A 26,566-nucleotide genomic window follows, 5' to 3' on the forward strand; every position below is an offset into this window, starting at 1 on the left:
TTGCACACCGCCGTCGTGAACGGCGTCCCGGCGATCCACCTGGATCCGTCGCGCGACGCGGTCCCCTTCACCAGCGTGGAGCACACCCCGGCCGCGGAGGTCTTCGCGGACCGGCACATCGGCCCGCGCGGCGGCGAGACCGCCCACATGCTCTCGGTCGTGGGCTACCAGTCCCTCGACGACCTCGTCGATGCCGCGGTCCCCGCGAGCATCCGCACGGACCGGCCCCTGGACCTGCCGGCCGCGCGCTCCGAGGAGGAGGTGCTGGCCGCGCTGCGCACCATCGCCGGCAAGAACCGCGTGATGACGCAGATGATCGGGCAGGGCTACTCCGACACGATCACGCCGGCGGTCATCCGCCGCAACGTGCTCGAGTCGCCCGCCTGGTACACCGCCTACACGCCGTACCAGCCGGAGATCTCGCAGGGCCGGCTCGAGGCGCTGCTCAACTTCCAGACCATGGTCACCGACCTCACGGGGCTCGACCTGGCCAACGCCTCGCTCCTCGACGAGGCCACCGCGGTCGCCGAGGCCGTCGCCCTGATGTGGCGCGCGGCCCGCGGCAAGGCCGGCACGGTCGTGCTCGACGCCGACCTGTTCGGTCAGTCGCTCGCCGTCACCCTCGGTCGCGCGGAGGCGATCGGCCTCCCCGTCGTCGTCGCCGACCTCACCGACGGGCTGCCCGAGATCGAGGGCGACCTCATCGGCGTCGTCCTCCAGCAGGTGGGCGCGTCCGGCCAGGTGCGCGACCTGCGCACCGTGATCGCCGAGGTGAAGGAGCGCGGCGGGCTCGTCACGGTCGCCGCGGACCTGCTCGCCCTCACGCTGCTCACGTCGCCCGGCGAGCTCGGCGCCGACGTGTCGGTCGGCTCGGCGCAGCGCTTCGGCGTCCCGCTGTTCGGCGGCGGCCCGCACGCGGCGTTCATGGCGGTCCGCAACGGCCTCGAGCGCATGCTGCCCGGCCGCCTCGTCGGCGTGTCCATCGACGCCGACGGCGCGCGCGCCTACCGCCTCGCCCTGCAGACGCGCGAGCAGCACATCCGCCGCGAGAAGGCGACGAGCAACATCTGCACCGCGCAGGCGCTGCTGGCCATCGTCGCGTCGATGTACGCGGTCTACCACGGGCCCGACGGCCTACGGGCGATCGGGCGGCGCGTGCACGCGCGCGCCGCGCAGGTGGCGTCCCTGCTGACGCAGGCGGGCGTCGAGGTCGAGCACGACGTCTACTTCGACACGGTCCGCGCCGTCGTGCCGGGCGGTGCGCGCGCGGTGGTCGCCGCCGCGGCCGCGCAGGGGGTCAACCTCTGGGCCCCCGACGACGACCACGTGCAGGTCGCGTGCGACGAGCGCACGACCGAGGCGGTGGCGTTCGCCGTGCTGGTCGCCTTCCGCGACGGCGGCGCCACGGACCTGTCGCTGCCGGCCACCGCGCCGGTCCCCGCGCCCGAGAGCGTCCTGCCCGCGTGGGCCCTGCGCACCAGCGCCTACCTGCAGCACCCGGTCTTCCACCTGCACCGGTCCGAGACCGCGATGCTGCGCTACCTGCGCCGGCTCTCGGACAAGGACCTGGCCCTCGACCGCACGATGATCCCGCTGGGCTCGTGCACCATGAAGCTCAACGCCACCGCGGAGATGGAGCCCATCTCCTGGCCGGAGTTCGCGACCATCCACCCGTACGCACCGACCGACCAGACCGAGGGCTACGCCGAGCTGGTCACGGAGCTGCAGGACTGGCTGGCGGAGATCACCGGGTACGCGGCCGTCTCGGTGCAGCCGAACGCGGGCAGCCAAGGCGAGCTCGCCGGGCTGCTGGCCATCCACGGGTACCACGCGAGCCGCGGCGACCAGCGCGACGTCTGCCTCATCCCCGCCTCGGCGCACGGCACCAACGCGGCGTCGGCGGCGCTCGCGGGCATGCGCGTCGTGGTCGTCGCCACCGCGTCGGACGGGTCCATCGACCTCGACGACCTGCGCGCCAAGCTCGAGCAGCACGGCCCCAAGGTCGCGGCGATCATGATCACCTACCCCTCGACGCACGGCGTGTACGAGGAGGGCGTCCGCACGGTCTGCGAGCTCGTGCACGAGGCCGGCGGCCAGGTCTACATCGACGGCGCCAACCTCAACGCCCTCGTCGGGCTGGCCCGACCGGGCGAGCTGGGCGGCGACGTCAGCCACCTCAACCTGCACAAGACGTTCTGCATCCCGCACGGCGGCGGCGGACCCGGCGTGGGCCCGGTCGCGGTCGCCGCGCACCTGGCCCCGTTCCTGCCGGGGGACCCGACGCCGACGGCCGCCCGGGAGGGCACCCCGCCGGTCAGCGCGGCCCCGTGGGGCTCGGCCGGCATCCTGCCGATCTCGTGGGCCTACGTCGCGCTCATGGGTCCCGACGGCCTGAAGACCGCCACCGAGACCGCCGTGCTCGCGGCGAACTACCTGGCCACGCGCCTGTCGGCCCACTTCCCCGTGCTCTACACCGGCCCCAACGGGCTGGTTGCGCACGAGTGCATCCTCGACCTGCGGGACATCACCAAGGAGACCGGGGTGACCGCCGAGGACGTGGCCAAGCGCCTGATGGACTACGGCTTCCACGCGCCCACGCTGAGCTTCCCGGTGGCGGGGACGCTGATGGTCGAGCCGACGGAGAGCGAGGACCTGGCGGAGCTGGACCGGTTCGTCGACGCGCTCGTCGCCATCCGCGGCGAGATCGACGCCGTCGAGGCCGGCCGCTGGCCGGTGGCCGACTCCCCGCTGCGGCACGCGCCGCACACGGCCGCGGCCCTGGCCGCCGACGTGTGGGACCACGCCTACCCGCGCGAGCTCGCCGCCTTCCCGGTGGGAGCGCTGCGCGAGGGCAAGTACTGGCCCCCGGTCCGCCGGATCGACGGGGCGCACGGCGACCGCAACCTGGTCTGCTCCTGCCCGCCCATCGAGGCCTACGCCGAGTGAAAGAGACCACCGTGCCCGACACGCTCTCCCCGCTGCACGACGAGCACGTCGCCCTCGGCGCAGCCCTCACCAGCTTCGCCGGCTGGCAGATGCCGCTGCGCTACACCTCGGACATCGCCGAGCACACGGCGGTCCGGACGGCGGCCGGCCTGTTCGACCTCTCGCACATGGGCGAGATCGCGGTGAGCGGTCCCGACGCGGGCGCGTTCCTGGACTACGCCCTCGTCGGCAACCTCAGCGCTCTGCGCGTGCTCGGCGCGCGCTACACCATGATCTGCGCCGAGGACGGCGGCGTGGTGGACGACCTGATCGTCTACCGCGACTCCGAGGCCACCTTCATGGTCGTCGCCAACGCGTCGAACCACGACACGGTGCTGGCCGCGTTCGCCGAGCGGGCGGACGGGTTCGACGTCATGGTCGAGGACCGCTCCCCGCAGACCGCGCTCATCGCCGTGCAGGGCCCGCGCGCGCTGGAGATCCTGCGGGCCACCGAGGGGCTGGCGGAGGCCGGTCACGACGCGGAGACGCTGAAGTACTACGCCGCCATCCCGATGACGTTCCAGGGCGAGCCCGTCTTCGTCGCGCGCACCGGCTACACCGGCGAGGACGGGTTCGAGTTCTTCCTCGACGCCGCGCTGGCCCCCGCCCTGTGGCGGGCGTTCCTCGCGGCGGGCGAGCCGTTCGGCCTGGTGCCCGCCGGGCTGTCGGCGCGGGACAGCCTGCGGCTCGAGGCCGGCATGCCGCTGTACGGCAACGAGCTCGACCGCCACACGACGCCCCACGACGCCGGCCTCGGTCGCGTGGTCAAGCTCGACAAGGTCGACGCCGAGGGCAAGCCGCTGCCGTTCGTCGGCCGCGCGGCCCTGGCGGCACGTGCCCAGTCGGAGCCCGCGAAGGTGCTCGTCGGCCTCGAGGGCCTCGGGCGCCGCGCCGCGCGACACGGGTACTCGGTCACGCACTCGACGGCCGCCGACGCCCCGACGGTCGGTACGGTCACCTCCGGGGCGCCGTCCCCGACCCTCGGCCACCCCGTGGCGATGGCCTACGTGACCCCCGAGGTCAGTGCCCCGGGCACCGAGCTGGCGGTTGACGTGCGCGGACGCCGGGAACCCGTCCGGGTGGTCGCTCTTCCCTTCTACCGCCGACCCCGGTAGACCAAGCCCTAGAGAAGTACCGACAGGAGCACACATGTCCGCGGAGCTGCCCACCCACCTGCACTACACGGTCGAGCACGAATGGCTGGATGACGGCGCCCCCGCGACCGTCGGCATCACCGGGATCGCGGCTGACGCGCTCGGCGACATCGTCTACCTCGAGCTCCCCGCCGTCGGTGAGGAGGTCATCGCCGGCGCGGTCGTCGGCGAGATCGAGTCGACCAAGTCGGTCTCCGAGCTGTACTCCCCGGTCTCCGGCACGGTCGTCGCGGTCAACCAGGCCGCCGTCGACGATCCGTCGGTGGTCAACTCGGACCCGTTCGGTGAGGGCTGGCTCCTCAAGGTCGACGTCTCGTCGACCGGCCCGCTGCTCACCGCGGAGGAGTACACGGCGCAGAACGCCGTGTGACGTCCTGCGGCGACTCCGCCGTTGCTCCGAGGCACGATCCGTGGCGCGTGCTGGTCAGCCATCTGGGTGAAACCGGGCGGTGCTCACACGATCGGCGTATCAGCGGCGCCAGGCGCCGTTCATTGTGGGTGGCAGGTGCGGTCGGCTCATGGCGGGGGGGAACCCGCGCATGACGAGATTGCTGGAAGTGGCGTCATGGTTCACGACCAGCCCTCTCTCATCCGGTACGCAGCCCAGAGCGTGACGGCCCGGACCCCCCGGGCCTCGCAGCACACCGGAGGACACCATGAGCATGTTGGAGACGAGCAGGACCGTCGGTCTCCCGAACGACGCACTGACGCGCCGCGAGCGGGTCGTGCTGGCGGAGCTGGCCGAGGACGTGACGCTCGAAGAGATCGCCACCCGCCTCTTCGTGACCCGCAACACCGTGAAGTCGCAGGTCCGCAGCGTGTACCGCAAGATCGGCGTCTCCACGCGGTCCGAGGCAGTCGCCTGGGCCGTGGCCCACGGCATCCGCTGATCGATGCTCCTCCGGCTCAAGAAACCGGGCCGGCCCAGGACCGCCTCCGCCCCACGCGGGCCTGGCAGACTCACCGCATGACATCACCCGTGCTCGTCGTGGCCGCCGCGATCGTGGACGACCTGGACGACCCCCGCGCGTTGCTGGCCGCTCGCCGGGCCGTCCCCGCCCGGCTGGCCGGCCGCTGGGAGTTCCCCGGCGGCAAGGTGGACGGTGACGAGTCCCCCGAGGACGCGCTGCACCGCGAGATCCGCGAGGAGCTCGGCGTGCGGATCGGCCTCGGCGAGGAGCTGGTCGGCCCCGACGACGGCATGTGGCGCCTGTCGGACACCTACGTGATGCGCCTCTGGCTGGCCGAGGTGGTCGACGGCACAGCAGAGCCGCTGGTCGAGCACGACGAGCTCCGGTGGCTCCCCACCCACCAGTGGCACGACGTCCCCTGGCTCGACGCCGACGTCCGCATCGTCGACCGGCTCGTGGACCGCTACTCCCGCCTGAGCTCGCGCGGCTGACGCCTCAGCGAGGCCCGCTGGTCACCAGCGGTGGTTGGCGTTCTTCATGCAGCACTGGCCCGTGCCGCGGCAGTAGCTGCACTCCCCCGACCAGCGCTTGCGCCCTGCTCCGTCGCACCGCTCGCACACCTGCACAGCAGAGCTGCACTCGTCGCACTTCGTCACGTGTGTCTCCACTACATCGTCGTAGACGCGGCCGTCGCCGGCTCGCACCTGGGAGATCGGCACGACCCGGGGGTCGACATGAGTCCCGCGGACGGGCGGATGGTCACGAATCGATCTCAGTCGGCCAGGGCGCGGGCCATCCGGTCGACGGCCTGGGTGAGCGTCGAGGTCGACGCCGCCAGGTTGAGCCGCGCGAACCCCGCACCCTCGGCCCCGAAGGTCGGGCCCGACATGAGGGCCACCCGGCCGCGGTCCAGGAGCAGGCCGGCGGGGTCGGCACCCGCACGGACCGCCGGGACCGCCCGCAGGTCGAGCCACGCGAGGTACGTCGCCTCGGGCGGGGACCAGCCGACGTCGGGCAGGTGCTCGGCCAGCAGGCGGGCGAGGAGCAGCTGGTTCTCCGCGAGCCCGTGCAGCACCTCGTCGAGAAAGGACCCGCACTCGCGGTAGGCGACCGACGCCGCCAGCACGCCCAGGTGCATCACGCCGTCGCCGACCACCCAGGGGAGCCGGGCCAGGTCGGCCACCGCCTCGGGCCCGGGCACGATCACCGCGGCCCGCAGGCCGGCCAGGTTGAAGGCCTTCGAGGCCGAGTGCAGCGCGAGCGCGTCGGGGATCTGCGTGGTCGTCGGCACGAACCGGCCCGCCCCGGGCACCAGCGGCGCGTGGATCTCGTCGGCGACCACGCGCACGCCGTGGCGCGCGGCGAGCTCGCCGACGGCCCGCAGCTCGGCCGCCGTGTGCAGGGTGCCGGTCGGGTTGTGGGGGTGGCAGAGCAGGAACGCGGGCCGCGCCCCGTGCGCGCGGGCGCGGGCGAACGCGCGGTCGAGCACCTCGAGGTCCAGCCGCCCGTCGGGGCCGAGCGGCGCGGTCACGACGGCGCGCCCGGCGTGCTCGACGAACGCGCGGAACGGCGGGTAGACGGGCGGGTTGATCACGACGGCGTCGCCGGGGTCGGTGACCAGCCGCAGCGCCTCGACGAGGCCCACCATGACGTCGGACGCCAGGCGGGAGGCCCCGGCGTCCGGCTGCCAGCCCCAGCGGCGGGCGGCGAACTCGGCGAGCGCCTCGGCGAGCTCACGGCCGTGCGGGTAGCCGGTGTCGCCGGTGCGCACGGCGTCGTGCAGCGCCCTGACCACCGGCTCCGCCTGCGGCACGTCCATCTCCGCGACGAACAGGGGCAGCACGTCCGGCGGGTACGCGCGCCACTTGGCGCTGGTCCGGCGCCGGAGCTGGTCGAGGGGGACGGTGTCGAAGATCGTCACCCGCCCGACCCTAGGACGAGACAGGTCGGCCCCGGACACCGTGGAGGGTGTCCGGGGCCGACGAGCTCGAGTCAGAGGGTCGCGCGGACCTTCCGGGTCGCCTCGAGGATGTGCTCCAGCGACGGGGCGACCTCCTCGTAGCGCCGGGTCTTCAGGCCGCAGTCGGGGTTGACCCAGAGCTGGTCGACCGCGATGGCCTTGACCGCCTCGGTGAGCAGCTCCTCGACCTCGGCCTCGCTGGGCACGCGCGGGGAGTGGATGTCGTAGACGCCCGGGCCGATGCCGCGCGGGTAGCCGGCCGCCGAGATGTCGCCGAGGATCTCCATCTTCGAGCGGGCCGCCTCGATCGACGTCACGTCGGCGTCGAGGCCGTCGATCGCGCCGATGATCTCGCCGAACTCCGAGTAGCACAGGTGCGTGTGGATCTGCGTGTCGGGGCGGACGCCCGCGGTCGACAGGCGGAACGAGCGCACCGACCAGTCGAGGTAGGCCGGGTGGTCCTCGACGCGCAGGGGCAGCAGCTCGCGCAGCGCGGGCTCGTCCACCTGGATCACGGCGATGCCGGCGGCCTCGAGGTCGGCGATCTCGTCGCGCAGGGCCAGGCCCACCTGGTTGGCGGTGTCGCCCAGCGGCTGGTCGTCGCGGACGAACGACCACGCGAGGATGGTCACCGGGCCCGTGAGCATGCCCTTGACCGGCTTCTCGGTGAGCGACTGCGTGTACGACGACCACTCGACCGTGATCGGCTTGGGCCGCGAGACGTCGCCCCACAGGATCGACGGCCGCGTGCAGCGCGAGCCGTACGACTGGACCCAGCCGTTCTGCGTGACCGCGAACCCGTCGAGGTTCTCGGCGAAGTACTGGACCATGTCGTTGCGCTCGGGCTCGCCGTGCACCAGCACGTCGAAGCCGATCTTCTCCTGCAGCTCGACGACGCGGCGGATCTCCGCCTTCATCTCGTCGTCGTACTGCGCCTCCGTCAGCTCGCCCTTGCCGAACGCGGCGCGGGCCGTGCGGATCTCGGTGGTCTGCGGGAACGAGCCGATGGACGTGGTGGGCAGAGGCGGCAGGTTGAGGCGCGCGGCCTGGGCGACCTTGCGCTCCTCGAACGGGCCGCGGCTGAACGCGGACTCGTCGAGCGCGGCGACGCGGTCGCGGACCTCGGGGTTGACCACGCCGGGCGCCGTGCGGCGCGAGCTCACCGCGTCGGTCGCGGCCAGCAGCTGCTCGTGGATGGCCTCGCGGCCCTCGGTGAGGCCCTCGGCCAGGGTGACGACCTCGACGACCTTCTCGTCGGCGAACGCGAGCCAGGTCTTGAGTGTGGCGTCGAGGTTCGGCTCGTCCTCGAGCGTGTGCGGGACGTGGAACAGCGACGTCGAGGTGCCGACGGTGACCGCGGCGGCGCCGAGGCCCTCGAGCTGCTCGAGGATCGCCAGCTTGGCGTCGAGGTCGGCGCGCCAGATGTTGTGGCCGTCGATGACGCCGGCGACGAGGGTCTTGGACTCCAGGCCCGGGACCTTCTCGGCGGGCGCGTGGCCGCGGACCAGGTCGATCCCGATCGCCTCGACGTCCGTCGCGGCCAGCACCGGGAACGCCGCGCCGAGGTCGCCGTAGGGCGCCGCGACGAGGATGGCCGGGCGGTCGGTCAGGTCCGTCGCCAGCGCGCGGTACGCCTCGATGACGGCGGCGAGCAGCTGATCGGCCGGGACCGTGACCGAGTCGGAGACCAGGGCGGGCTCCTCCAGCTGGACCCACGTGGCACCGGCCGCGGCGAGGGCCGTGAGCAGCTCGGCGTAGACGGGCAGCAGGTCGGCCAGGCGGTCGATCGGCGCGAAGCCCTCGGGGGCGTCCTCGGTGGCCTTGGCCAGCGCGAGGTAGGTGACGGGGCCGACGAGCACCGGGCGGGTGAGCACGCCGTCCGCGAGGGCCTCCGCGAACTCCCGGACCGGGCGGTCGCTGGCGAACCGGAACGTGGTCTCCGGGCCGATCTCGGGCACCAGGTAGTGGTAGTTGGTGTCGAACCACTTGGTCATCTCGAGCGGCAGGTCGTCGCCGCGGCCGCGGGCCACCGTGGAGTAGCCGGCGAGGTCGAGCGAGCCGTCGGCGCCGACGAGGTCCGCGAAGCGGGCCGGCACGGCACCCACCACGGCGGTGGCGTCGAGCACCTGGTCGTAGAACGAGAAGGCGCTGGGGATGGCCGGCACGTCGGTGGCCAGGCCGAGCTCGGCCAGGCGCGTGCGGGTGCGCTTGCGCAGGTCGGCGGCGGTGGCCTCGACCTCGTCGGCCGTGGTGCGGCCGGCCCAGAACGCCTCGAGGGCCTTCTTCAGCTCGCGGCGCGGGCCGATGCGGGGGTACCCGAGCACGGAGCTCGCGGGGAACGTGGGGGTGGTGTCGCTCATGTGTCTACTCAGTCCCTCGGGGGTCGGGCGGGTGCCGTGTCCTGCGGCCAGCCGGCCAGGTCCGGAGCTGTCCGAGCTCCGCCGTCGAGGTGTGCACCCTCGAGCAGGTCAAGTGCGGCATGGTGCTGGTTGAACGTGTACAGGTGGACGCCGGGCGCCCCGCCGTCCAGGACGCCGTTGACCAGGTCGACGCTGGCCCGGATACCCCGGCGGTGGCGGTCGAGCTCGTCGTCGGCGGAGCCGAGCAGGTCCAGCAGCCGGCCCGGCACGGGGACGCCGGTGAGCTCCTGGACCCGCAGCAGGCGGGCCGGGTCCGTGGTCGGGATGATGCCCGGGATGATCGGGATGGTCACGCCGGCCTCACGGGCCTCCGCCACGATACCCAGGTAGTCGTCGGCGTCGAAGAACACCTGCGTGATCGCGAAGTCGGCGCCGGCCTGCTGCTTGGCCAGCAGCGAGGCGACGTCCTGCGCGCGGGTGCCGCCGGTGGCGTGGTTGCCGCGCGGGAACGCCGCCACGGCGACCGACAGCGGGCGCACGCGTGCCCGGACGGCCTGCGAGGGGCTGTCCGCGCACCGTTGGGCCTCGATGTCGCGCAGCAGCGCGACCAGCTCGCCCGCGGTCTGGAGCCCGTCGGGGTGGGCCTCCCAGTCCGTCTGGTCGGTGGGCGGGTCCCCCCGCAGCGCGAGGAACGAGCGCAGACCCTCGTCGAGGAACTCCCCCACGATCTCGGTGATCTCCGCGCGCGACGTGCCGACGCAGGTGAGGTGGGCGATCGGGTTGAGCGTGGTCTCGCGCAGCAGCCGGCGGACCAGCGCGCGCGTGGTGACCCGCGTCTTGCCCGACGCCCCGTAGGTCACCGAGACGAAGTCGGGGTGGACCGACTCGAGCGCCCGGATGGTGGCCCACAGGCGGGGCGCGGCGTCCGGGTTGCGCGGCGGGAAGAGCTCGAACGAGACGGTCGGACGGTCGTTCGCGGTGTGCGCGCGAGGGGCCGGCGCGGCGTGCAGGCCGGGCGTGCGAGGCTCCACGGCGGCCGCGCTCACGACGCGACCAGCGAGGTGGTCGCCACCGGGGCGGTGGGGGGACACGTGGTCTGCGGGGACATTGCTCACTCCATCGTCCCTGGCGGAAGCACCCACACCCTCGGCGGGGAGGGGGGTTGCTGCGGCGTCGTCGAGCCAGGTCTCTCGGCCGCTCTGGATGGTAGGCGCGATGGTAGACCGCCGATCACATGCTGGGCAACAGTGCTCGACCCGTGAGACGACGATGTCCGACGGTTGTGCGGCACCACCGCGCGTCCAGGACGTGCGGCAGAGCGGGTGGCCGGAGCGTCAGTGCGGGCGGCGGGGGGCGAGGTTGCCGGTCTGCATGCGGCTGCGCTGCGACGGCACGTCGAACCACGAGGTGGGGGAGCCGGCGGGGACGGACAGGAGCCCGTCCTGGACCGCCGCGAGGACCCCGGCGTCCGGGGCGACGTTGTCCGTCAGCGCCTCGGCCGCCGCGCGCACGGCGTCACGCCGGGCGTCGGGGTCGGGCATCTCCGTCATGGGCGGCACTGTAGTCCGCGCCCATCCCGGTGCCGAGACCCCCGCGCGAGCGTCACCCGCCAGGAGTAGTCGTCACTCCGGAGGGTGAGCCACGGCGGCCGACGGGCAGGTGGCCAGGTGGTCGTCCACGACGCCGCAGGCCTGCATGGCCGCGTACGCGGTGACCGGTCCGACGAACCGGAAGCCGAGCGACTTGAGCTCGCGGGCGAGCGCGCGCGACTCGTCCGTCTGCGCGGGGACGCCCGCCCAGGTCAGGGGCCGGACGTACCCGGTTCGGTCGGGCGCGTGCGACCACAGCACCCCGTCCAGCGTGCGCCCGGCGGCGTGCAGCTCGCGGAGCGCGCGCCCGTTGGCGATGGTCGCCTCGATCTTCGCGCGGTTGCGCACGATGCCGGCGTCCGCCATGAGCCGGGCCACGTCGTCGTCGCCGAACTCCGCGACCACCTCCGGGTCGAAGTCGGCGAACGCCGCCCGGAAGGCGGGCCGCTTGCGGAGCACGGTGATCCAGGCGAGGCCGGACTGGAACCCCTCGAGCGCGAACCGCTCGAACAGGGCGTGCTCGCCGTGGACCGGCACGCCCCACTCCTCGTCGTGGTACTGCTCGTACAGAGGGTTGCCGTCGCCGAAGCAGCGGCCCGTGCGCACGTCGTCCGTCGTGGTCATGCGGTGAGTCTGCCCGCCGCCGCCGACACCACCGCCGCCGGCGTGTGGACGCGTCGGGGCTGTGGGCGGCTCACACGGCCTGCCCGGCGAGCGCCACGAGGCGCTCGATGCCGTCGAGGATCAGGACGGTCCCGAAGTCGAGCCCCTCGCGGTCCTCGTCCCGGTCGTCCGGGCCGAAGGAGAACGCCCCCGCGGCCGAGGCCCGCAGCAGGGCGGGGTGCGCGGACGGCGACGCGAGGACGTCGATGAGCGCGCCGAGGTCCGGGGCCTCGTCGACACCGCCCGCCGTCCCCACGGCCGAGGTCCGCGCGCTGCCCGTGAGCTCCTCGGTGACCCGGAGCTGGTCCAGCGCGTGCGTCGCCAGCAGGCCGATCGCGCCCACCTTCTGCCGCTCGGACAGCGGGGTCTCGTCGAGCGCGGCGAGCATCGCCTCCATCCACGCGAGCCGGCCCGGGCCCACGGCGTGCAGCACGGTCGTGGTCCGCGCGAGCCACGGGTGCGCCCGCAGGACCGGCTGCTGGATGGCGAGGATCAGCTCGAGCCGCTCGCGCCAGCCGCCCACCTCGGGCCCGAGCACCGGCGGCCGCCCGCCCGCGCGGTCGGACATGAGGCTCAGCACCTCGTCCTTCGACGACACGTACCGGTAGAGCGACATCGTCGTGAAGCCGAGCGACTCGGCCAGGCGCGCCATGGAGACGGCGTCGAGACCCTCGGCGTCGGCCAGCGCGATGCCCGCGTCGGCGATCTGCTCGAGCGTCAGGCTCGGGCGCGGGCCGGGCCTCCCCTCCGCCGGGGTGCGCCAGAGGACGGCGATGCCGGGGGGCAGCTCGACCGACGCGCTCTCGGAGCCCGCCACCCGCACGGCCTGCCGACGCGCCTTCTCGGCCTCGCGCGCGGCCTGCTGCTGGGCCAGCGCCGCCGCGCGCTGCGCCTTCTCGGCCTCGCGCAGCTGGCGGGCCGCCTCCTTGACCGCCTGCTGCGCCTCCCGCTCGCGCTCGGTGCGCCGCCGCTCCGCCTCCTTGGCCAGGTCCTGCTCGGCCCGCAGGCGGTCCCGCTCGAGCCGCTCGGCGTCCTTGCGCAGCCGCTCGGCCTCCTTCTGCGCGGAGCGCTCGGCGTCGCGGTCGATCTTCTCGAGCTCGCGGCGCAGCCGGTCGGCCTCCTTGGCCTGCGCCCGCTCGGCCCTCTCCCGGTCGCGGCGCAGCGCCTCGGCCTCTCGCGTGCCCTCGTCGTCGTCCACGACACCTCCTTGACGGTCGATCCTACAAGTGTGTATGAAGTACACACACAGTTTACGACATACACAGAAGGCGAGACCGCGATGACTGCTCCTGTCGTCGTCGCCCGAGGGCTGCGCAAGTCCTACGGCGACCTGACCGTGCTCGACGGCGTCGACCTCGAGGTCGCGCGGGGGGAGGTGCTCGCCCTCCTGGGACCCAACGGCGCGGGCAAGACCACGACCGTCCGCATCCTGTCGACGCTCCTGCGGCCCGACGGCGGCACGGCGCACGTGGCCGGCAAGGACGTCGTCCGGCAGGCGGCCGAGGTCCGGGCCGCGATCAGCCTGACCGGGCAGTTCGCGGCCGTGGACGACCTGCTGACGGGCGTGGAGAACATGCACCTCATGGCGAGGCTGGCGCACCTGGGCCGCGCCGAGGTCCGCACGCGCAGCGCCGAGCTGCTCGAGCTCTTCGACCTGACGGACGCCGGGCGGCGCGTGGTCAAGACCTACTCCGGCGGCATGCGGCGCCGCCTCGACCTGGCGGTGAGCCTGCTCGCGCGGCCGCAGGTGGTGTTCCTCGACGAGCCGACCACGGGGCTCGACCCGCGCAGCCGCAACGACCTCTGGGACGTCATCCGGGACGTCGTCGCGCAGGGCACCACGGTCCTGCTGACCACGCAGTACCTGGAGGAGGCCGACCAGCTGGCCGACCGCATCGCGGTGATCGACCACGGGCACGTCATCGCGGACGGCACGGCGCGCGAGCTCAAGCGGGCCGTCGGGTCGGCGCACGTCGAGCTCCGCCTCGCGGACGGGGGCGAGGAGCGCATCCTCACCGACGGCTCCGTGCCGGACGTGCGCCGGATCCTGGCCGACGTCGAGCGCCGCGGCGTCACCGTCGACACCTGGGAGGTCCGCTCCCCCACGCTCGACGACGTCTTCCTCACCCTCACGGGCCGGCCCTCCGAGCCCGAGTCCGCACCCGCCCTCGTCGCCTCCCGGGAGTACTGATGACCACGCTCACCACGACCGCCCCGCCGTCGCTCGGCTGGGGCTCGCACGACACGGCCGCCCTGATCGGCCGCTGCCTGCGGCGGTCTCTGCGACAGATGGACACCGTGCTGATGGCGGTGATCCTGCCGCTGGCCCTGCTGCTCATGTTCGTCTACGTGTTCGGCGGCGCGATCGAGACGGGTGGCGAGTACGTCAACTGGGTGGTGCCCGGGATCATCCTGCTCACCGCGGGCTACGGGTCCGCCAACACCGCCGTCGAGGTGGCCAGCGACATGACGGGCGGCATCATCGACCGGTTCCGGTCCCTGCCCATCCGCCCGACGGGGGTGCTCACCGGGCACGTGGTCGCCAGCATGGCGCGCAACGCGGTCTCCACGGCGCTGGTGATCGGCGTGGCCTTCCTCATCGGGTTCGACGTGCAGGCGTCCCTGCTGGACTGGGCCGCGGCGATCGGGCTCATCGCGCTCTTCGTGCTGGCGCTGACCTGGGTGGCGGTCGCCATCGGGGTGGTCGCGTCCGGGCCCGAGGCGGCGTCCGGGTTCACGTTCGCGATCCTCTTCCTGCCGTACGTGTCGAGCGCCTTCGTGCCGCCCGAGTCGATGCCGTCCGTGCTGGAGACCATCGCGACGTACAACCCGATCACGCCCGTGACCGACACCCTGCGCGGGCTCCTGCTCGGGCTCCCGGTCGGCGACTCGTGGCAGGCGGCCGTGGTCTGGTGCGTCGGGATCTTCCTCGTCGCGCGCGTGGCCGCGGGGATCCTCTTCCGCCGCACCGCCTGAGCGCGGTGTGCGCGGGGTGCGCCTGCGGTAGACCAGTGCCATGACGAGCCCGTTCCCGCCGACCGGTGCCCCCGAGCCTCCCGGTGAGCCTGTCGGCCGGCGGCGGGGCTGGACCGTCGCGCTCGCGGTGCTGCTGGTCGTTGCGATCGGGGTGATCGTCTACCTCGTCGTGCAGCGCGACGACGGCGGTTCCACCCCGGTCGCGTCGCCCTCGTCCTCGTCGTCGCCGAGCGCGACCCCGTCCCCGTCCGCCTCGGAGTCGTCGGAGCCCACGGCCGCGGCCGGCTGCGCGCCGAACGACGAGGCGGTCCCGGCGGGCGCGGACGTGGTCACCGTGATCGACGTCGACGGAGACGGCCGGCCCGACCAGGCGTGGCTCTCGGCGAGCGACACCCGCAGGTTCGGGATCACCACGGCGTCCGGCGCGACCTTCTCGGCGGCGATCGACTCCGCCTCGCCGATCGCCGCGTCGGCGGTCGTGAACCGGGTCCAGGCGGATCAGATCCCGATCGCGCTCGTCGACCTCGGGCGCGAGGCGCTCGTCTACTCGCTGGCGGGCTGCGCGGTGACGCCCGTGCTGAACGCCGGGGGCGAGCCGTACCGGTTCGACCGCGGGTTCGGGGACCAGGGCACCGGGGTCGGGTGCTCGTCGGACGCCGGGACGCTGCGGCTGGCGGGCCTGGACGCGGTCGCCGACGCCGCCGGGACGTACACCGTGACCAGGACGTTCGTGGACCTCGACGCGGACGGGCGGCACGCCACCAACGGCTCGCCGGAGCAGGTGGCCACCGGCGCGGCGGCCGACGACCCGGTGGTGAGGACCGCGCAGGAGGTCAGCTGCGGCGACCTGGTGGCCGGGTCGGACGCCGGGCCCGTCGAGCCGGTCGCGCCCTAGGACGCGGCCAGGGCCTTCTTGATGCGGGTGGTCGACACCGGCACGGGCGTGCCCAGCTGCTGCGCGAACAGGCTGACGCGGAGCTCCTCCAGCAGCCAGCGCACCTCCGTCAGCCCGGCGTCGCGGGGGCGCGTGGCGACCGCGTCGTCGTAGAGCGACTCGACGTCCCGCACCTGCCAGGCCAGGTCCGCGTCGCGCTGCGGGTTCTCCGCCGCCTTGACCAGCCGGTGGCGCGCGGCGCGCAGGTAGCGGGCGAGGTGCGGCAGCCGCGCGGCCCCCGTCTCGCTGACGAAGCCGTCGTGCACCAGGCGCGCGGCCTGGGCGCGGACGTCCTGCGCGGTCGCCAGCAGCGCGAGGCTGGACCGCGCGCGGATCTCGGCGTCGAGCTCACGCCAGGCGGTGAGCACCGCGACCAGGTCGGTCACGATGGCGAACACCGTGTCCTCGAGCCGGTCCCGGACCGTGGTGCGCAACGCCGCGTAGGCGTCGGCCGTGCGGACGGTGTCGGCCGGCGCGGTGAGCAGCGACTCGATCGCAGCGAGCTGCACGTCGGTGACCAGGGCCTCCGTGCTGGGATACGGGCTCGCGGCGAGCGTGAGGGCCTGGGTGCCGGTCCAGCGCGTCGTGACCCGGCCGGGCGTGAGGCCGACGTCGAGCAGCAGCAGGCGGCGCAGTCCGCGGCGGGCTGCCTCCGGCCTCGCGGACTCGTCGGCCAGCGCGCGCACGGCGACCGACCCCGACTCGTCGACCAGGGACGGGAAGGCGCGGACCTTGCCGACGTCGACGACCTCCGGAAGCTCGGGCAGGTCGGCGGGCCAGGAGGTGAGCCCGGTGCGCACGACGTCGACGCTCGGTGCCGGTGCGACGGACGGGCTCGTCGGCACCGGGGAACCGCCCCCCGGACCGGCGTCCGCGGTCGCGGCACCGGCCGTTCCCGCGGCGCGCGCCTCCTCCATCGCCGCCCGGACCGCCGTGCGCACGGCGTCGTCGACGGCCTTCTGCGTCCGGTCGGCGAGCCGGCGCTGCAGCACCAGCAGGTCCTTGCCCTCGTCCACCACTCCCCCGCGGTCACCGACCACGCGGAAGGTCATCCGCAGGTGCGGCGGCAGGCGGTCGTCGTCGAACGCGTCGTCGGGCACGTCGACGTCCCGCAGCTCGCGGACGGCCCGCCGGAACACCGCGCGGAACGAGGGCGCGGCGTCGCCCGCGCGGACCGTGTCCTCCCAGCCGGCGGTGTGCTCGGCCATCCAGGCGACGACGCCGCGGGCGACGTCGGGTGCCGGCACCAGCTGGACGCGGACCGGCTTGGGCAGCGCGCGGATGGTGGCGGTGACCAGCTCCTCGCGCAGCCCCGGCACCATCCAGCCGAATCCGTCCGGCGTGAGCCGCGCGAGGGTCGACAGCGGGACGTGCACGGTCACGCCGTCCGCCTCCGTGCCCGGCTCGAACTGGTAGGTCAGGGGCAGGCGCAGGTCGCCCTGCGGCCAGCGCGAGGGGAACGCGCCCTCGTCGATCGCGCCCGCCTCGCCCACCAGCAGCTCGCGGGTGAAGGTCAGCAGGTCGGGGTTCTCCCGGCGAGCGGTCTTCCACCACTGGTCGAAGTGCCGGTTCGAGACGACGTCGTCGGGGATGCGCTCGTCGTAGAAGGCGAACAGGGTGTCGTCGTCGACCACGAGGTCGCGACGTCGCGCGCGCGCCTCGAGGCCCTCCGCCTCGGCCAGCAGCCGGCGGTTCTCGTGGAAGAACGCGTGGTGGGTGGTCCACTCGCCCTGCACGAGCGCGTGCCGGACGAACAGCTCGCGGGCGTGCTCGGGGTCGACCTTGGCGTAGAGCACGCGGCGCTGGTTGACGATCGGGACGCCGTAGAGCAGCACCTTCTCGAACGCCGTGGCCGCGCCCTGCCGGGTCGACCACGCGGGCTCGGAGTACGTGCGCTTCACCAGGTGCGCGCCCACCTCCTCGGCCCACTCCGGCTGGATGCGCGCGACGTCCCTGCCCCACAGCCGGCTGGTCTCCACCAGCTCCGCCGCCATGACCCACGCCGGCGGCTTCCGGGCCAGCCCGGACCCGGGGAAGATCGCGAACCGGGCACCTCGGGCGCCGAGGTACTCGTTGCGCGCGCGGCGGTCCGGGCGCCCCGGGGTCTTGCCGCGCGTCGAGACCTCCGTGGCCTCCTGCATGCCGATCTGCGAGAGCAGCCCCGCCAGGATCGCGACGTGGATGCGGTCGCCGTCCCACTCGAGCCGGAGCGCGTCGTCGTCGGACGGCGGGCGCGGGGCGTTCATCACGATGCCCAGCGGCTTGGCCAGCTCGCGCAGCTGGGTGACCACGTCCTGCCACTCGCGGATGCGCAGGTAGTTGAGGTGCTCGGCGCGGCACATCCGGCGGAACGCCGACCCGGACAGGTCTCGCTGCTGGTCCTTGAGGTACTGCCAGAGGTTGAGGTAGGTGAGCAGGTCGGAGGTCGGGTCCGCGAACCGGGAGTGCGCGAGGTCGGCCTTCTCGCGGTCCTCGACCGGCCGCTCCCGCGGGTCCTGGATCGACAGCGCCGCCGCGATGATCATGACCTCGCGCGCGACCCCGCGGCGCCCGCCCTCGACGATCATCCGCGCCAGCCGCGGGTCCATCGGCAGCTGCGCGAGGGCCCGTCCGACGTCGGTCAGCCGGCCGTCGCCCAGCGCGCCCAGCTCGGTGAGCAGCTGCACCCCGTCCCGCACCGCGCGGGTGTCCGGCGGGTCGACGAACGGGAAGTCGCCGATGTCCTCGGGCGTGGTCGCCACGCCCACCGCGATCATCTGCAGGATGACCGACGCGAGAGATGTACGAAGGATCTCGGGCTCGGTGTACAGAGGGCGCGCGTCGAAGTCGTCCTGCGAGTACAGCCGGATCGCGATGCCGTCGGCGACGCGCCCGCACCGGCCCGACCGCTGGTTGGCGGAGGCCTGCGAGATGGGCTCGATGGGCAGCCGCTGGACCTTGGTCGCCTTGGAGTACCGGGAGATGCGCGCGGTGCCCGGGTCGATCACGTAGCGGATGCCGGGCACGGTCAGCGACGTCTCGGCGACGTTGGTGGACAGCACGATCCGGCGGTTCTGGTGGCGCTCGAACACCCGGTGCTGCTCGGCGGCGGACAGCCGGCTGTACAGGGGGAGCAGCTCGACGGCGCCCGGCGTGCGCGGGTCGGACACGCGCGGGCCGAGCGAGCCGCGCAGGGCGTCCTCGGCGTCCCGGATCTCCCGCTCGCCCGACAGGAACACGAGGATGTCGCCCGGACCCTCCAGGCAGAGCTCGTCGACCGCCTCGCAGATCGCTGTCATGGGGTCGCGGTCCTCCGCGCCCCGCTTGCGCGCGGGCGCGCCCTCCTCGACGTCCGGCGAGAGCGGGCGGTAGCGGATCTCGACCGGGTAGGTGCGGCCGCTCACCTCGACCACCGGCGCCGGCTCGCCGTCCGCGGAGGCGAAGTGCCGCGCGAACCGCGCCGAGTCGATCGTGGCGGAGGTGATGACGACCTTGAGGTCGGGCCGCCGGGGGAGCAGGCGCGTGAGGTAGCCGAGGATGAAGTCGATGTTGAGCGACCGCTCGTGCGCCTCGTCGATGATCAGGGTGTCGTAGGCCCAGAGCATGGGGTCGCGCTGGATCTGGGCGAGCAGGATGCCGTCGGTCATCACCTTGACCAGGGTCGACTCGCTCGACTCGTCGGTGAACCGCACCTGGTAGCCGACGACCCCGCCGAGCGGCTGGTCGCCCACCAGCTCCTCGTTGATGCGTTCCGCGACGCTGCGGGCCGCGATCCGGCGCGGCTGCGTGTGCCCGATCTGGCCGTCGCGGCCCCGGCCCAGCTCGAGGGCGATCTTGGGGATCTGGGTGGTCTTGCCCGAGCCGGTCTCGCCCGCGACGACGACGACCTGGTGGTCGCGCAGGGCGTCGGCGATCTCGGCGCGACGCGCGCTGACCGGGAGCTGCTCGGGGTAGACGATCGGGGGGAGCTCGACCGACCGACGCAGGTCGGCGGCACGGGCGCGGCGCGCGGCGGTGCGGGCGGCGTCGTCGCGAGCCGCCGGCGGCCGGGCCCGACCGCGCCCCCGGCGCGACGTCCTGCGGGGTCGCCCGTCGCCGGACCCGGGCGGGTCGGCGGGGGCGGGGGACGGCGTGCTCACGACGGCCCAGTCTCCCAGGTCGAGGGGAGGGACCGCGCGCTCATTCGTCGCGGGGGTTGTCGGACATGCCTGGTGTCTGTAGCGTCGACTTGTACAAGCAAAGACTTGTGGAGGATGCCATGGAGGTCGCCGCCGCGGCGCTGCGTGCACTGGCGGACCCGAACCGCCGCCGGATCCTCGCCGTCGTCCGGGACCAGCCGCACGCGGTCGGCGACATCGCCGAGCGGGTGGGGATGTCGCAGCAGGCGGTCTCGCACCACCTGCGGGTGCTGCGGGAGTCGGGCCTCGTCGACGAGGAGCGCGACCGCACCCGGCACCTCTTCGCGCTCCGGACCGATGGTCTGGCCGCGGCGCGCGAGCTCCTCGACGACTTCTGGCCCACCCGGCTGCGCGCGCTCAAGGCGGCGGCGGAGGCGGAGGTCCGCCGTGGCTGACTACACGACGTCCATCGAGGTCGAGGCGCCCGCCGAGGTCGTGTTCGCCCACCTGGTCGTGCCCGCGCGGATGGTGCGCTGGATGGGCCGGCGGGCGTCCCTCGACCCCGTCGTGGGCGGGGAGTTCGCCGTCGACATCGGCGGTTCGCTCGTGCGGGGCGAGTACCTCGAGGTCGAGCCGCCCCGCCGGGTCGTCGTGTCGTGGGGGATGGCCGGCAGCGCCGACCTGCCGCCCTCGGCGAGCCGGGTCGAGTTCGTGCTCACCCCGGTGCCGGGCGGCACACGAGTCGACCTGCGGCACTCCGACCTGCCCACGGCGCGCCTCGACGGGCACGCGGAGGGGTGGCAGCACTTCCTCGCCCGGCTGACGACGACGGCGGCGGGCGGCGACCCCGGCCCCGACACCTGGACCCGATGAACCCGACGCCCCCGCTGGAGGAGCCATGACGCAGGACGCACTCGACATCGTGACCGCCTACCAGGACGCCTGGACCTCCGGGGACCTCGACGCCGCGGCGACCTACCTGGCCCCCGACTTCTCGTTCGAGAGTCCCGGCGCCACGTTCACGTCGGCGGCGGACTTCCTGCCGTTCCTCGCGCGGTTCGGGTCGCGGATCGGGCACGGCTGGCGGCAGGTCGCGGCGTTCGGCGACGCCGACGAGACGCTGGTCATGTACGAGCTCCGTGGCCCGGCGGGGCAGCCGCTCCCGCTGACGGTCGACCACTTCGTCGTGCGCGCGGGCAAGATCTCCGCGGAGACGCTGGTGTTCGACACCGCCGCCTTCGGGCAGGCGATGGCGGGCGCGGCGCCGTCCGCCTGACGCGAGCGGCTCCTACAGTGGCGGCATGGGCGACGGAGCTGCACCGAGCGAGGGAGAGCGCCGCGCGATCGCCGGCCTCGAGGCGTCGGGGATCCAGTTCGAGGTGACCCGGCACGGCCCGGTGCAGTCCCTGGCCGAGGCGGCCGAGGCCCGCGGCATCGACCCGGCCGGCATCGTCAAGACCATCGTGGTGCGCCGCGGGGACGACGACTTCCTCTTCGTGCTCGTGCCCGGCGACCGGACGATCTCGTGGCCCAAGCTGCGGGCGCTGCTCGGGGTCACGCGGTTGTCCATGCCCGACGCGGACACCGCCAAGGACGTCACCGGGTACGTGCGGGGCACCATCACGCCGTTCGGCTCGCTGGTCGACTGGCCGGTGGTCGCCGACTCGCGGGTGCCGGAGCGCCGGGTGTCGATCGGGGCCGGGGCGCACGGGGTGGCCGCGAACGTGGACGGCGCCGCGCTGGTGCACGCGCTCGGCGCGACCGTCTCGGACGTCACCGAGCCCGAGGGCTGAGCGGCTACTTCACGACGAAGGTCGTCGGCCGGACCGTGAGGATCACGCGCTTGTACGCGTCGGTGATCTCGTAGTCCTCGCCGTACCGCTCCTGCAGGGACTTGTAGAAGCTGGCGACCTCGTCGTCGGGCACCGTCGACTCGACGACGCCGCGCACCTCGAGCGACCGGTACCCGTCCTCCGGGTCGTGGATCGACAGGGCGATCCGGGGCTCCACCTGGAGGTTCTTGAACTTCTGCCGGGTCGACGTGTGCGTGAACCGCAGCACCTCGCCGTCCCAGACGAACCACATGACGCTGCTGTGCGGGGACCCGTCCGGGGCGACCGTCGCCAGGTGCCCGAAGAGCGGGCGCTCGAGCAGGTCGGCGTGGCTGGCGGGGAGCTCGGTGGTGGCCATGGAACGAGGCTAACCGGGAACTCCGCGGGGCCGGCGGCCGTTCCAGCCTCGGGTGCCGCGTCCCTCGGAGGCGGGTAGCGTCGTCCCGCCGGAAGGCAGCTCCGGCGTCGGCCAGGGGGCGAGAACTGAGGAGCAATGGACCTGATCGAGCACTCGGCCGCGGCCGGGACCATCCGGGTCGACATCCAGGAGAACCGCACGGTCGTCGTCCTCGTCGGGGAGATCGACGCGGCGCTGCGCAGCGAGGCGAGCGCCTGCATGGGCGTGGCTCTGGTGGCCGGCGACCCCGTCGTCATCGACTCCACGCAGGCGACCTTCATCGACTCGTCGGGCATCGCGTTCGTGCTGCAGCTGCACCTCGCCGCGTCCGAGGCGGGCATCCCCGTCACGCTGCGCGACCCGCACCGCGTCCTGCGGGACGTCCTGGACATGGTCGGGCTGTCCGGAGAGCTGCCCTCGGCCGTGTGACCGACACCCCGGCTCGGTCGGCCGGTGTGTCGGTGGGCTGGTTTACGTTCGCCGCATGCGGTTGTTGCACACGTCGGACTGGCACCTGGGCCGGACGCTGCACGGGGTCGATCTGCTCGACCACCAGGCGGCGTACCTCGAGCACCTGGTCGACGTCGTGCGCGCCGAGCAGGTCGACGCGGTGGTCGTCGCGGGCGACGTGTACGACCGTGCGATCCCGCCCGTCGAGGCCGTGACGCTGCTGTCCGAGACGCTCGCCCGGCTGTCCGAACACACCACCGTGGTGGTCACGTCCGGCAACCACGACTCGGCCACGCGCCTGGGGTTCGGCTCGTCGTTGATGCGGGAGCGGGTCCGGCTGCGCACGCGGGTCGCGGGGCTGGCCGAGCCGGTCGTGCTCACCGACGACGAGGGCGACGTGCTGGTCTACGGCGTGCCGTACCTCGACCCCGACTTCGCGCGCGTCGAGCTGGCCGACGGCCCGGACCTGCTGGCCCGCTCGCACGAGGCCGTCGCGGCCGCGGCGATGCGGCGCATCCGGGCGGACGTCGAGTCGCGCACCGGGTCGGCGCGGCCCCGCACGGTCGTCGCCGCGCACGCGTTCGTCATCGGCGGGGCGCCCACGGAGTCCGAGCGGGACATCCGGGTGGGCGGCGTCGACCAGGTGCCGGCCGGGGTGTTCGCGGGCGCCGACTACGTGGCCCTCGGCCACCTGCACGGCCCGCAGGCGCTCACCGGCCCGTCCGGCACCACGCTGCGGTACAGCGGCTCGCCGCTGGCCTACTCGTTCTCCGAGCAGCACCACGCGAAGTCGACCGTCCTGGTGGAGCTGTCGGGCGCCGGCGTGACCACCTCGCTCGTCGTCGCGCCCGTCCCGCGCCGCCTGGCGGACGTGACCGGCACGCTCGAGGAGCTGCTCGGCGCGGCGGGGGAGCGGCACACGGACGCGTGGGTGCGCGTGACCGTCACGGACGCGCACCGGCCCGAGGACCTGTACCGCCGGGTCAAGCAGCGCTTCCCGCACGCCCTGGTGGTCCAGCACCGGGCGGCGGAGCCGGCGGGGGCGCGGCGGGCCGCGGTCATCACCGCGGCGCACGACCCCCTGGACGTGACCGCCGACTTCCTCGCGCACGTCACGGGCCGCCGCCCGACGCCGGCCGAGGTCGACGTGCTGCGGCGCGCCTACGAGGACGTCGCGGCGAGCGAGCGGAGCGCCTGATGCACCTGCGCTCCCTCACGGTCCAGGCGATCGGTCCGTTCGCGGGCCGGCACACGGTCGACTTCGACGCGCTGGGGCAGGCCGGGCTGTTCCTGCTGGAAGGGCCCACGGGGTCCGGCAAGTCGACGCTCATCGACGCGATCGTGTTCGCGCTGTACGGCAAGGTCGCCTCCAGCGAGGCGTCGGAGGAGCGGCTACGGTCGGCGTATGCGCCCGACGACGTCGAGAGCGTGGTCGACCTGGTGTTCGAGGTGCCGTCGGGGGTCTACCGCGTGCGGCGCACGCCCGCGTACCAGCGCGCCAAGCGGCGCGGGGTCGGGACGACGACCGCGAACGCGACCGTGAAGGCGTGGCGCCTGCCGGCCGGGGTCGAGCTCGACCCGGCGACGCTCGACGCGGTCGGCGTGCCGCTGGGCAACCGGCTGGACGAGATCGGCGCCGAGATCCAGAAGGCCGTCGGGCTCGACCGCACCCAGTTCGTGCAGACGATCGTGCTGCCGCAGGGCGAGTTCGCGCACTTCCTGCGCGCCAAGCCCGAGGAGCGTCGCGGGCTGCTGCAGAAGATCTTCGGCACCGAGGTGTACGAGCGCCTGCAGCAGCGGCTCGCGGAACTCCGCCGCGAAGGGGACCGCGCGAGCGAGTCGGCGCGGACGACCCTGGCGTCGGGCACGTCGCGGCTGGTCGGGGCGGCTCGGCTGACCGACGAGGAGGCCGCGGAGCTCCGGTCGGCCATCGACGAGGCCGTCATCCGGAACGACGGCCTCGTGGCCGCGGTGCGGGCTGCGGTCACCGTGCGGACGCGGGTGCTCGACGGCATCGCGGGCTCGGCGCGCGCCACCGCGACCGCGGCGGACGCGGCACGGCGCACGGCGCGCGCGCACCTCGACGAGGTGACCGCGACGGACGCGCTGCTCCGCCGCCGGGACGTGCTGCGGGCCGAGCGGGCGGCGCTCGAGGCCGCCGCCGACGTGAACGCCGACGCGATCCTGCGGCTGACGGCCGCTCGCGCGGCGCAGGCGGTGCGCCCCCTGCTGCTGGGCGCCGAGCGCGCCCGAACCGCGCTCGACGCCGCCCGCAAGACCGTGACCGCGGCGCTCGACGGAGCGCCGCACGACATCTCCACGCCGTCGCCCGGCGCGGACCTGCGCACGCACGTGCAGGCGGCGCAGCGCGCGGCGGTCGAGGCGTCGGCGGCGCTGGGCAGGCTGGTCGAGGTCGAGGCCGGCCTGGAGGCCCGGCGGCGGGCGGTGCGGCAGGCGCGGCACGCCATCGACGACCTGGTCGCCGCGATCGCCACCGACGACGGCTGGCTGGTCGCCCGGCCCACCGCGCGGGCCGCGCTCGTCGCCGAGCTGGAGGCCGCCCGCACGCTGGCCGCGTCCCGTGGGGACCGCGAGGCCGCCGTGGCGGCCGCCGTCGCGCTGGTGGACGCCCACACGGAGCTCGCCACCGCGGGGCTCTCGCTGACGGACGCCGTCGAGGTGCGGTCCGCCGCGGGCGCCGCCGCCGCGCTCGCGCTCGACGCCGAGCGGAACCTGCGCGCCGCGCGGATCGCGGGGCTGGCCGGCGAGATCGCTGCGTCGCTCGACGACGGGGACCCCTGCCCGGTGTGCGGGTCGCCCGAGCACCCGGCCAAGGCCGTGCTCGGCGCAGATCACGCGTCGGCCGAGCAGGTCGAGCGGGCCGAGGCCGAGCGCGTCGCCGCCGAGGGTCGGCTCCAGGCGGCTGCCGAGCGGTGCAGCGTGCTCGGCGAGCGGGTCGACGCCCTGCGCGACCGGGTGGGTGACGTGACCGCCGAGGGCGCGGCCGAGCGGACCGAGCTGGCGCGCGCGGAGCTCGCGCGGGCCCGGGCGGCCGAGGCGGACGTCGCCCGGCTGGCCCCGGCCCTCGACGGGTTCGACGCGCAGACGCGCGAGCGCGAGGGGGAGCGGTCGGCGGCGGTGGCCCGCCTCGCCGGCGACCGCGCGGCGCTCGAGGTGACGCTGCTGGACCTCGACGCGTCGGAGGCCGAGGTGGTCACGGCCCGCGGGGACCACCCAACGGTCGCCGCCCGTCACTCGGAGCTGCTGGAGCGCGCCGCCGCGTCGGCCCAGGTGCTGGACGCGCTGGTCGAGCAGGACGCCGCGCAGGACGAGTCCCGCCGGCGGGAGGTCGAGCTGGCCGAGGGGCTGGCCGACCACGGCTTCGCGTCGGAGGCCGAGGCGAGCGCCGCGGCGGTCGACGCGGCGGTGCTGGCCGAGCTCGACCGCGTGGTCACGGCGTACGCGGCCCGGCTCGACCGGGCGACCGCGGGGTTGGCGGAGCCGGGCATCGCCGCGCTCGCGGACGACCTGGTGGTCGACGTCGAGGCGGCGCGCACCGACGAGGCGACGGCGCGGGAGTCGGCGGAGCGCGCCGCGGGGGAGGCGCGTGTGGCCGAGGAGCGCTCGTCGGCGTCGGCCGCCGCCGCGGACGGCGTGGTCCAGGCCGCGACGTCGCTGGCCGACGCCCTGGAGGCGGCGGGCCCGGTGGCGCGGCTGGCGGACCTGACCGGGGGTGGTGGCGGCGACAACGCGCAGCACCTCTCGCTGGCCACGTTCGTGCTGATGCGGCGCTTCGAGGACGTCGTCGCGGCCGCCAACGACCGGCTGCTGGTCATGTCGGACGGCCGCTACGAGCTGGTCCGCAGCGACGAGAAGGAGGACGTCCGGGCACGCAACACCGGGCTGGCCATGCGGGTGGTCGACCACGTGACCGGGCAGCCGCGCGACCCCCGGACGCTGTCCGGCGGCGAGACGTTCTACGTGTCCCTGTGCCTGGCGCTGGGCATGGCCGACGTCGTCACCGCCGAGGCCGGGGGCATCGACCTGGGCACGCTGTTCGTCGACGAGGGCTTCGGCTCCCTGGACCCGCACACCCTCGACCAGGTGCTGGCCGAGCTGGGCCGCCTGCGCGCGGGTGGGCGCGTGGTCGGCGTGGTGTCGCACGTCGAGACGCTCAAGCAGTCGATCGCCGACCGCATCGAGGTCCGCCCGACGGCGGCCGGGCCGAGCACGCTCGCGGTGCGCGCGGGCTGACTCC

General features: G+C 74.4%; 23 protein-coding genes and 1 riboswitch. Of the genes, 15 read left to right on the plus strand and 8 right to left on the minus strand.

Annotated elements, in window-relative coordinates; all coding sequences use genetic code 11:
• Nucleotides 1-75: 75 nt before the first annotated feature.
• The 5 genes from gcvP (at nucleotide 76) to AB5970_RS01270 (ending at nucleotide 5,541) form a co-directional block, all read left to right on the plus strand.
• The gene (gene gcvP, locus AB5970_RS01250; RefSeq protein WP_370502527.1) at nucleotides 76-2,946 is read left to right on the plus strand and encodes an aminomethyl-transferring glycine dehydrogenase; all 2,871 of its coding nucleotides are present in this window, start codon (nucleotides 76-78) and stop codon (nucleotides 2,944-2,946) included.
• Between the two features lie 11 nt (nucleotides 2,947-2,957).
• Nucleotides 2,958-4,100, plus strand: coding sequence for a glycine cleavage system aminomethyltransferase GcvT (gene gcvT / locus AB5970_RS01255; RefSeq protein WP_370502079.1), 1,143 nt, complete (start codon nucleotides 2,958-2,960; stop codon nucleotides 4,098-4,100).
• Nucleotides 4,101-4,134: 34 nt separating this feature from the next.
• The gene (gcvH, locus tag AB5970_RS01260; RefSeq protein ID WP_370502080.1) at nucleotides 4,135-4,509 is read left to right on the plus strand and encodes a glycine cleavage system protein GcvH; all 375 of its coding nucleotides are present in this window, start codon (nucleotides 4,135-4,137) and stop codon (nucleotides 4,507-4,509) included.
• A 286-nt stretch (nucleotides 4,510-4,795) separates the two neighbouring features.
• A complete protein-coding gene (locus tag AB5970_RS01265) occupies nucleotides 4,796-5,029 on the plus strand; it encodes a helix-turn-helix domain-containing protein (RefSeq protein ID WP_370502081.1) in 234 nt (77 codons plus the stop codon).
• Between the two features lie 77 nt (nucleotides 5,030-5,106).
• Nucleotides 5,107-5,541, plus strand: a complete 435-nt coding sequence (locus tag AB5970_RS01270) for a (deoxy)nucleoside triphosphate pyrophosphohydrolase (protein ID WP_370502082.1) — start codon at nucleotides 5,107-5,109, stop codon at nucleotides 5,539-5,541.
• A gap of 281 nt (nucleotides 5,542-5,822) precedes the next feature.
• Here the strand turns inward: AB5970_RS01270 and AB5970_RS01275 are convergent, their stop codons facing one another.
• The 6 genes from AB5970_RS01275 to AB5970_RS01300 form a co-directional block, all read right to left on the minus strand.
• Nucleotides 5,823-6,971: a MalY/PatB family protein gene (locus AB5970_RS01275; RefSeq protein ID WP_370502083.1), complete on the minus strand. Its 1,149-nt coding sequence runs from the start codon at nucleotides 6,969-6,971 to the stop codon at nucleotides 5,823-5,825.
• Between the two features lie 71 nt (nucleotides 6,972-7,042).
• Nucleotides 7,043-9,370, minus strand: coding sequence for a 5-methyltetrahydropteroyltriglutamate--homocysteine S-methyltransferase (gene metE / locus AB5970_RS01280; RefSeq protein ID WP_370502084.1), 2,328 nt, complete (start codon nucleotides 9,368-9,370; stop codon nucleotides 7,043-7,045).
• An 8-nt stretch (nucleotides 9,371-9,378) separates the two neighbouring features.
• Complete coding sequence (locus AB5970_RS01285; protein WP_370502085.1) at nucleotides 9,379-10,416, minus strand: methylenetetrahydrofolate reductase; 1,038 nt, start codon at nucleotides 10,414-10,416, stop codon at nucleotides 9,379-9,381.
• Nucleotides 10,417-10,483: 67 nt separating this feature from the next.
• Nucleotides 10,484-10,580, minus strand: a riboswitch (SAM riboswitch).
• Between the two features lie 124 nt (nucleotides 10,581-10,704).
• Nucleotides 10,705-10,920 carry a hypothetical protein gene (locus AB5970_RS01290; RefSeq protein ID WP_370502086.1) on the minus strand — a complete coding sequence of 72 codons (216 nt, stop codon included), beginning with the start codon at nucleotides 10,918-10,920 and terminating at the stop codon, nucleotides 10,705-10,707.
• A 72-nt stretch (nucleotides 10,921-10,992) separates the two neighbouring features.
• Entirely contained in the window at nucleotides 10,993-11,583 is a 591-nt protein-coding gene (locus tag AB5970_RS01295; RefSeq protein ID WP_370502087.1) for a DNA-3-methyladenine glycosylase I, read from the minus strand.
• 70 nt (nucleotides 11,584-11,653) lie between these two features.
• A complete protein-coding gene (locus AB5970_RS01300) occupies nucleotides 11,654-12,820 on the minus strand; it encodes a TetR/AcrR family transcriptional regulator (protein WP_370502088.1) in 1,167 nt (388 codons plus the stop codon).
• Between the two features lie 81 nt (nucleotides 12,821-12,901).
• Between AB5970_RS01300 and AB5970_RS01305 the strand changes: the two genes are divergently transcribed.
• From AB5970_RS01305 to AB5970_RS01315, 3 genes are read left to right on the plus strand one after another with little or no spacing between them, the layout of a single operon-like run.
• Nucleotides 12,902-13,813 carry an ATP-binding cassette domain-containing protein gene (locus AB5970_RS01305; protein ID WP_370502089.1) on the plus strand — a complete coding sequence of 304 codons (912 nt, stop codon included), beginning with the start codon at nucleotides 12,902-12,904 and terminating at the stop codon, nucleotides 13,811-13,813.
• Entirely contained in the window at nucleotides 13,813-14,598 is a 786-nt protein-coding gene (locus tag AB5970_RS01310) for an ABC transporter permease (protein ID WP_370502090.1), read from the plus strand. Before AB5970_RS01305 ends, AB5970_RS01310 begins: the two co-directional genes overlap by 1 nt.
• A 40-nt stretch (nucleotides 14,599-14,638) precedes the next feature.
• Nucleotides 14,639-15,493: a hypothetical protein gene (locus tag AB5970_RS01315; RefSeq protein WP_370502091.1), complete on the plus strand. Its 855-nt coding sequence runs from the start codon at nucleotides 14,639-14,641 to the stop codon at nucleotides 15,491-15,493.
• Here the strand turns inward: AB5970_RS01315 and hrpA are convergent.
• Nucleotides 15,490-19,650: an ATP-dependent RNA helicase HrpA gene (gene hrpA / locus AB5970_RS01320; protein ID WP_370502092.1), complete on the minus strand. Its 4,161-nt coding sequence runs from the start codon at nucleotides 19,648-19,650 to the stop codon at nucleotides 15,490-15,492. The two genes, AB5970_RS01315 and hrpA, sit on opposite strands and share 4 nt — an antisense overlap.
• A gap of 119 nt (nucleotides 19,651-19,769) precedes the next feature.
• Between hrpA and AB5970_RS01325 the strand changes: the two genes are divergently transcribed.
• From AB5970_RS01325 to AB5970_RS01340, 4 genes are read left to right on the plus strand one after another with little or no spacing between them, the layout of a single operon-like run.
• Nucleotides 19,770-20,084 (plus strand): ArsR/SmtB family transcription factor, encoded by a 315-nt coding sequence (locus AB5970_RS01325; RefSeq protein ID WP_370502093.1) that lies wholly within the window; start codon nucleotides 19,770-19,772, stop codon nucleotides 20,082-20,084.
• Nucleotides 20,077-20,502: an SRPBCC family protein gene (locus AB5970_RS01330; protein ID WP_370502094.1), complete on the plus strand. Its 426-nt coding sequence runs from the start codon at nucleotides 20,077-20,079 to the stop codon at nucleotides 20,500-20,502. Before AB5970_RS01325 ends, AB5970_RS01330 begins: the two co-directional genes overlap by 8 nt.
• Before the next feature lie 25 nt (nucleotides 20,503-20,527).
• Entirely contained in the window at nucleotides 20,528-20,905 is a 378-nt protein-coding gene (locus tag AB5970_RS01335; protein WP_370502095.1) for a nuclear transport factor 2 family protein, read from the plus strand.
• A gap of 25 nt (nucleotides 20,906-20,930) precedes the next feature.
• Nucleotides 20,931-21,422, plus strand: coding sequence for an aminoacyl-tRNA deacylase (locus AB5970_RS01340; protein ID WP_370502096.1), 492 nt, complete (start codon nucleotides 20,931-20,933; stop codon nucleotides 21,420-21,422).
• A 4-nt stretch (nucleotides 21,423-21,426) separates the two neighbouring features.
• Here the strand turns inward: AB5970_RS01340 and AB5970_RS01345 are convergent, their stop codons facing one another.
• The gene (locus AB5970_RS01345; protein ID WP_370502097.1) at nucleotides 21,427-21,819 is read right to left on the minus strand and encodes a PPOX class F420-dependent oxidoreductase; all 393 of its coding nucleotides are present in this window, start codon (nucleotides 21,817-21,819) and stop codon (nucleotides 21,427-21,429) included.
• A 135-nt stretch (nucleotides 21,820-21,954) separates the two neighbouring features.
• Here AB5970_RS01345 and AB5970_RS01350 point away from each other — a divergent pair, with 135 nt between their 5' ends.
• From AB5970_RS01350 to AB5970_RS01360, 3 genes are read left to right on the plus strand one after another with little or no spacing between them, the layout of a single operon-like run.
• Nucleotides 21,955-22,287, plus strand: coding sequence for an STAS domain-containing protein (locus tag AB5970_RS01350; protein ID WP_370502098.1), 333 nt, complete (start codon nucleotides 21,955-21,957; stop codon nucleotides 22,285-22,287).
• Between the two features lie 55 nt (nucleotides 22,288-22,342).
• A complete protein-coding gene (locus AB5970_RS01355) occupies nucleotides 22,343-23,506 on the plus strand; it encodes an exonuclease SbcCD subunit D (RefSeq protein WP_370502099.1) in 1,164 nt (387 codons plus the stop codon).
• Nucleotides 23,506-26,562: an AAA family ATPase gene (locus AB5970_RS01360; RefSeq protein WP_370502100.1), complete on the plus strand. Its 3,057-nt coding sequence runs from the start codon at nucleotides 23,506-23,508 to the stop codon at nucleotides 26,560-26,562. Before AB5970_RS01355 ends, AB5970_RS01360 begins: the two co-directional genes overlap by 1 nt.
• Nucleotides 26,563-26,566: the final 4 nt, after the last annotated feature.

The organism is Cellulomonas sp. ICMP 17802 (assembly GCF_041295535.1).
Classification (GTDB): Bacteria; Actinomycetota; Actinomycetes; order Actinomycetales; family Cellulomonadaceae; genus Cellulomonas.